Genomic DNA, 7,346 nt, shown 5'->3' on the forward strand with positions numbered 1-7,346 from the left:
GACTTAGAGCCAATCTTTTTTCGAAATACTCATGCTGCTGTTGAGAATTCGTGACTTGGTGGTTGGCGAAAGAGTTATCTTTCAACAACGGACTTATTCTGAAACTTTTGCGTCCGCCTTCTCAACAGCTGCCCCTGCCAAGGCACTAATATAATTGACTGGTTTATCAAAGTTAGGTTGGAACAAGAAATCAACCATTGATAACTCATCGATTGTCATTTTCTTTTGAATTGCAACGGATAATAAATTGGCTGATTGGGAGATGTCATACATACTCGTCAACGCTCCACCCAATATGATCCGTGTTTCGGGGTCCCAAACTAAATTCATTAAAACAGGTGTCGTTGATAACATAAATTCGGGACGATAATTATCCTCATAAGTTACTGTATCAACTTTTTTACCCAAAGCTTTTGCGTGTCCAGCGGTTAAACCACTAGCCGCATATGAGCGGTCAAACAATTCCACGGCTGAACTGGCCTGTGTTCCTAGATACTTCATTGTATCTTTTTCAATATTTTTCGCAACTAAAATTCCTTGGCGAACAGCGTTAGTTGCTAAAGGAATATATTGATTATCACCTGTTGGATTGTAATGAACTGAGGCTGCATCTCCCGCTGAGAATACATCAGGCTTTGATGTATGCATATATTCATCAACGATCAAAGCACCATTTGGCAAAGTCTCGAACTCATCTTTGAACATATCAGTATTAGGACGGAAACCGATGCAAGCTACCGCGATATCAGCTGTGTAAGAATTTTTGTCAGTTTTAACTGTCACTGTGCCATCAGGATTATCGATAAAGGATTCGACTTTTTCCCCCAATCCTAGGGTAACTCCATTGTCGGTATAATCTTTTTCAGCAACTTTAGACATATTCAAATCAAAATTCTTAGCTAAAAGATCTGGTAAGGCATCAATCAAGGTAGTTTTCTTACCTAAATGAGCATAACCTTCAGCCAATTCTGCTCCGATATAACCAGCACCGATGACGATAGCACTATTGATCTCACAAGCATTTTGACGAAGCTCATTTGCATTGGTCCAATTTTTGCACAAGTGAACTCGGTCTGAATGAATGCCAGGAATGTTTGGGATAACTGGTGATGAACCAGTTGTTAATACAATTTTGTCATAAGATTGTGAAAAAGTTTCATCTGAGTCAAGATTTTTTACTTCAATTGTTTTATTTTCAAAATCAATACTTGTCACATCATGTTTCATATACATATTGGCACCAGATTTAGCTAAATCATCTGGACTTGCATAAAACATTTTATTAGGATCTGACACCCTATCACTCACCCAGAGTGCGATTCCACAGGATAGGAACGATAAATTGTCGTTACGTTCAAAAACATCTACTTCCCAGTCGGGATGTGCTTTCAAGATATTCATTGCTGCAAAAGTACCAGCATGTGTACAACCAATGATACTAACTTTCATAATATTACCTTCCCATCTTTGTGATTAATTGAACTATTATTATATATATCATAATATATCTTATTTATCCTTTTGACAATATATTATTGGCATACATCAAGATACATTTTTCTTATATAAAAATTCTTATCAAAATTGAATAAAAGTTACCATATTATGGTCCTATACTGTATTTGTGATAAGGAAAACGGAATGAATTTTTTGAAGACTCCCCCATTATTTAACCCATAAATCACGTGGTATCCATCCTCTTTACCACTTAAATAAATGGATGATGTCCCCCCTCAAACATAATTTGGGTTCTACCAGTTTCATTCCTAATGATTAAAATCTAAAAAATTTTAAGTCTGTTTGTTTCAATTGGGCTGATTCAAACAGACTTTACATAATAATAAAATCCCTCTTTTTGACAAGATATGGCTCTTCAAAAATCCGCTGCCTTATCATTCCACTGGCCTCAAATTATGTACGACATTATTCGCTAAAAATAAGTTTGCTTTCCTCGGGCAGACTTATTTTTTTGCGCTAAAATTCTTTTTCAAAAAATTAAAAAACCATTCATATTTGATGGAGTTTTTACAGTAATTAGACTAAGATATAGTTGATTGAGGATATGGGGTGAATACCGTTGGGATTAGTCAATGAATTATAAAATTTGTCATCATTATCAACCGTGGAACTTTAATTAAATCGTATTCTTAAGTTGATCAGGTCAAAAAACAATTCATTAAAATAGGTTTAGGCTTGTCTTACGAAAATTTAAGCGAAAGAAATGAGTTCCACCAATCTAGATTGTTGTGAACTCATTTTTTGTTCTTTAGACAACAAAAAAAGCCACCCGAAGGTGACTTTTTAATCTGCCAGTTGCAGGATTTGAACCTGTGACCGCCGGTTTACGATACCGATGCTCTACCAACTGAGCTAANACTGGCATAAATAATAGTTCAAAAGTGAACTATTAAATTCTATCAATTTGAGCCGATTTATTCAAGTTAGATTGCGTTGTCTTTAGTGATTTTTGTTACGCCACCCATGTAAGGTACTAATACATCAGGGATCGTAACTGAACCATCTTCATTTTGGTAGTTTTCCAAAATAGCAGCAACCACACGTCCGGCAGCAAGGCCTGAACCATTCAATGTATGAGCCAAATGAGTCTTACCATTTTCGTCACGGTAACGAATGTGAGCCCGACGAGCTTGGAAATCAAGACAGTTTGAACAACTTGAAACTTCACGATATTTTTCTTGTGCTGGTAGCCATACTTCAAGATCATAAGTCTTAGTTGATGAGAAACTAGCGTCACCACTTGATAGAACAATCACGTGATAAGCTAAGCCTAACTTTTGCAAAATGTTCTCTGCATTGTTAGTTAATTTTCCAAGTTCGTCAAATGAATCTTCTGGTTTAGTTACTTTGACCATTTCAACTTTATTGAATTGGTGCATTCTGATCAATCCACGAGTATCACGACCAGCACTACCTGCTTCAGATCTGAAACAAGGTGTTAAGGCCGTTACATATTTTGGCATATCCTTTTCATCGATGATCTTACCAGCAAAGTAGTTTGTAAGTGGTACTTCAGCTGTTGGAATCAATGTTAATGGATTCTCATCGACCATTACTGTATAAACATCTTCAGTAAACTTAGGGAACTGACTTGTTCCAAACATTGCTTCGTTATTAACTAAGTATGGCGGGATAACTTCTGTATAGCCTTCTTTTTGATGTTCATCAAGCATGAAACTATAGACGGCTCTTTCAAGTCTTGCACCCATTCCTAGATAATAAACGAAGCGACTACCAGAAACTTTAGCAGCTTGATCAAAATCTAAGATACCTAATTCTTCGCCGATATCCCAATGATGTCTTGGTTTGAAATCTTCTGTCGGAATTGTTCCCCACTTACGAATCTCTTTGTTAGTCGATTCATCAGGTCCAACTGGAACTGAATCATCAGGCCAGTTAGGAAGACGAACTAAAATATAGTTCATCTTATCTTCAACCTCTTGAAGTTTTGTATCTAGATCTTTGATCTCTGAACCAACTTGTTTCATATCAGCAATCTCTTGATCAGCATTTTCTTTGTTACGTTTCTTAGTAGCAATGCCTTGAGAAACTTTATTTCTTTTTTCTTTTAAAGTTTCAGTCTTGACCAAGAAGTCACGACGGTTTTGATCATAACCCAGCAACTCATCGATTTCTTCAGCTTTAATACCTCTGGCAGCTAATTTTTTCTTAGCCCAATCTGGATCATTTCTGATCATCTTGATATCTAGCATATCTGTTCTCCTTTGATTTTTAGCCAATAAAAAAACTGACCCATCCCTATAAAGGGACGAATCAGTTTCGCGGTACCACCCAGTTTCAGTGTAGACTTGTACACTGCTCTTGAGGGATATATCGGATCCACCGAACGGCATTACCCGTTAACCAAGATACTGGAATGAGAATTTAGCGATTCACACCGAACATCGCTTCTCTGGAAAATTCTATAATAGGCACCTTATTGGTTTTTAATATTCATCTATATATTAAATTAAATGATTGATTTTTTCAATCTTAATACTTATGTTTCTTGGCGGCTTCAATATCGATGTCTTCTAGTTTGATAAATTTAGTCTTATGTCTGACCTTATAATAGATCCAGCATAGGAATAATAAGATCAAGCCAGAATAGCTGACAAGTAGTTTGACCACATTAAAGTCGACCAAGGACCGGACATCTTGTCCAATGATGATAATGATACCGAGGACAATTGCTAAAATAGGACCGAATGGGAACCACTTAGCTTTGTATTTTAGATCATCAAGCTTGTAACCATGGAAGAGATAAGCTTTTCTGAACCGGTAATGTGAAAAAGCAATTCCTAACCAAGCAATGAATCCAGTTAGACCACTGGCTGCAACTAGTAATTGATAGAATTGATTACCATATAGACTAGTGAATAAAGCAATTGCTCCAACTACAGCTGTTAAGATCAACGAAAACAGTGGTACACCACGATTGTTAGTCCTTTGAAAGGCTGTTGGTGCCATACCCTGTTTACTCATTGACCAAAGCATTCTACTAGCAGCATAAAGTCCTGAATTTGCGGCTGAAATAACTGAGGTCAAAATAACCGCATTCATAATACCAGCTGCTAATGGGATACCAACTTTATTAAAGACAATCGTGAAGGGACTGATGGCAATGTCAGTAGCACCAGAACCTAGTAAATTAGGACTTGTGTACGGGATCAAAGCACCAATAACAGCAATCGATAGGATGTAGAATAATAAAATTCTCCAAAATACTTGTTTGATGGCCTTAGGGATACTCTTTTCTGGAGTAGCTGATTCACCGGCAGTAATACCGATCAACTCAGTCCCCTGAAACGAGAATCCAGCAACAACGAACACGCTCAAGACGGCTGGTACACCACCAACAAAAGGAGCCTTCTTATAAGTGAAATTAGTCAGTCCAACAAAATGTTGATTGCCTAAAACTCCTAAGATACTCATCACACCAACAATCAAGAAGACAATTACCGCCGTTACTTTGATGGATGAAAGCCAATACTCGGTTTCACCAAAGGAACCGACGGAAACAATATTGATTACAAACAGGACTACTAAGAAGGTCAAACTGATCTTCCATGAATCCCAACTCGGGAACCAATACTTAATAACGATCGAGATCGTTGATAGATCGACCGCGAGGGTTATCGCCCAGTTGAACCAATAATTCCAACCTAAGGCAAAGCCCAAAGCTGGATCGATAAATTTTGTTGAATATGTTGCAAATGAACCTGAGACTGGCATGTAAGTCGCCATCTCACCTAAACTGGTCATTAAGAAATAAACCATGATACCAATTGCCACATAGGCAATTAAGGCACCTCCTGGCCCAGCCGTCGAAATCGATGATCCACTAGCAACAAATAATCCAGTTCCGATCGAACCGCCTAGCGCGATCATCGACAAATGACGTGTCTTGAGCGACCGGTTTACATCTGTATTTTCCATTTCTATTCCCCTATCTATTTTAGATACAAAAAAAACCTTATTATCAGAAATACCACTGATAATAAGGATTGTATTGTTATCCAAATGATCAATAGCTCAACGCACCAATGTGCGACAGTCCGTTACTTATTGAGTAACGACCCAATCGTTTCGCTGTAGGGACGAAACGATTTCGGCATTGATTCCTTTCATGATCCTTCATAGCAACCTACTTGCTCCAAATCATTACTCTTAATTAATGCGCCTCTATCTGCATGTAAGACATTATAAAGAAAACTTCTATTTGTCGCAAGTACTGGCAGCAATTAATGTTACAATTATTTTTATAAGCAAAACGCATCCGGGGGTGATTTTTCTATGCTCGAGACGGTTTTTCTTGGCAAACAGGATGTTGAAAAATATCAAATGTTGACAGTCATCAAGTCACTACCAAAGGCCGAAATCAATCTTAGCGCCATTGGTAATGGACTTGGTTTCACATATCAAAAAACATACAATATTTTTCAGGCATTACTGGACGATATTTTTGACCTCGATCCTGAGATCAGCAATAGATCGTCAAAAATCGAATCGATCAATTTCGATAGAATCGCAATAGATAGCTATCGGCTATTCTTATTTAAGAATTCTATTGTTTTTCAAGCATTTGATTATGGCTTCACCAACGCCAATCCAACTTTTGAGAATTTCAGTAATTCTCATTTTACTAGTAAATCTACGCTCAACAGACGGATGACCAATTTCCGCAAAATGCTGAAGAATTTTGGTCTGAAAATTTCTAATGCAACCTTAGAATTAAAGGGTGACGAGAAAAACATCCGTTGGTTGGCTTATTTCATCTACTGGTATACTTTTCACGGCCTTGAATGGCCATTCAAATTGATTCAACAAGATACCATTGAAAAAATGGCCGATCGTGATGATAATCCAGTCGCTAAACTGCAATTGGAGGCTCTTTTAGGTATCTCTAGGGTCAGATTGATCAAACATCATTACTTAGAAGATATGAGTGGATTTGATGAACTTTTCCCTCAACATAAATTAGGAAAAGATTTGATCACGCGTGCTGATTATTCGTTGATTCCAATGGACAAATTAGACAATGAGAATAAATATATCAATACTTTGAAAGATTTCTGTTTTCAACCTTCTCACTTCTTAGTACCAGAGAGTCCGGATTTGACTGATCAGATCAATCCAAAAATTTATGGCTTGGCTTATAAATTTATCAACTTCATGAAGAACAAATATCAAAGCAAATTCGAGATTACCTCTGATCCCAAGGCTATCAAATATTTAGCGGATGACATCGTTCGTGATATTGGTTTTTACTATATTATCGCTCATGATGCCCAGATCAAATTAGGTTCCTATACTCGTGATCCATCAGAATACAATACTTTATCATCAACCTATGAGAGCATCTACAATTTCTTTGCTAATGTAGATCCCAATGAATATGGTCCAATCCGCAATTCAGTTGAGAGCATCGCTCACGATCTCTACAAGGTTATGATAAATTACATCCGTGGTGTCAGTGATGAGGACATTTTACACATCAAAGTTTTGACCGATGTCGGCAACCAGGTCGAAGGTCTTTTGATGAATACTTTGAGTTCGATGGAATTTATCGCAGTCCAGCCAAGTAATGTTTACAAAAATGTCGATATCTTGATAACTACACTCGATGCCTTTCCTGATGCTGAGGGGCGTGATCGTTATCCAGATGATTTGATCGTTATCCCGTGGAACCAAACAGCTTTACGGTCAGATTATATGTACTTATTGGTACGGCTCTATCATATCTATACTGATAAGTTGCAACGTAATCACGAAAAAGGTTCGCGCATCGAATACTAAATTTTAATTTTAGGCTCTAAGTCAAATCG

General features: G+C 37.3%; 4 protein-coding genes, 1 tRNA gene and 1 riboswitch. Of the genes, 1 reads left to right on the top strand and 4 read right to left on the bottom strand.

Translation table 11 applies throughout. The features are described from left to right. Window positions 1-93: 93 nt before the first annotated feature. From FC27_RS11200 to FC27_RS11215, 4 genes are all read right to left on the bottom strand, one after another. The gene (locus tag FC27_RS11200) at window positions 94-1,449 is read right to left on the bottom strand and encodes an FAD-dependent oxidoreductase (RefSeq protein WP_010624420.1); all 1,356 of its coding nucleotides are present in this window, start codon (window positions 1,447-1,449) and stop codon (window positions 94-96) included. A gap of 858 nt (window positions 1,450-2,307) precedes the next feature. Continuing rightward, window positions 2,308-2,381: transfer RNA gene (locus FC27_RS11205), tRNA-Thr, on the bottom strand. A 60-nt stretch (window positions 2,382-2,441) separates the two neighbouring features. After that, a complete protein-coding gene (gene serS, locus FC27_RS11210; protein WP_010624421.1) occupies window positions 2,442-3,731 on the bottom strand; it encodes a serine--tRNA ligase in 1,290 nt (429 codons plus the stop codon). A gap of 280 nt (window positions 3,732-4,011) precedes the next feature. Continuing rightward, entirely contained in the window at window positions 4,012-5,457 is a 1,446-nt protein-coding gene (locus FC27_RS11215; protein ID WP_010624422.1) for an amino acid permease, read from the bottom strand. Between the two features lie 84 nt (window positions 5,458-5,541). Further along, window positions 5,542-5,714, bottom strand: a riboswitch (Lysine riboswitch). Window positions 5,715-5,814: 100 nt separating this feature from the next. Between FC27_RS11215 and FC27_RS11220 the strand changes: the two genes are divergently transcribed. Continuing rightward, complete coding sequence (locus FC27_RS11220) at window positions 5,815-7,317, top strand: helix-turn-helix domain-containing protein (RefSeq protein ID WP_010624423.1); 1,503 nt, start codon at window positions 5,815-5,817, stop codon at window positions 7,315-7,317. The last annotated feature ends 29 nt before the right edge of the window (window positions 7,318-7,346 follow it).

The sequence above is a fragment of the Companilactobacillus versmoldensis DSM 14857 = KCTC 3814 genome (assembly GCF_001434295.1).
Taxonomy (GTDB): Bacteria; Bacillota; Bacilli; order Lactobacillales; family Lactobacillaceae; genus Companilactobacillus; species Companilactobacillus versmoldensis.

Coding starts and splice junctions, on each gene's coding strand:
- FC27_RS11200 (WP_010624420.1), bottom strand. CDS start 1,449: ATGAAAGTTAGTATCATTGGTTGTACACATGCTGGTACTTTTGCAGCA.
- serS (WP_010624421.1), bottom strand. CDS start 3,731: ATGCTAGATATCAAGATGATCAGAAATGATCCAGATTGGGCTAAGAAA.
- FC27_RS11215 (WP_010624422.1), bottom strand. CDS start 5,457: ATGGAAAATACAGATGTAAACCGGTCGCTCAAGACACGTCATTTGTCG.
- FC27_RS11220 (WP_010624423.1), top strand. CDS start 5,815: ATGCTCGAGACGGTTTTTCTTGGCAAACAGGATGTTGAAAAATATCAA.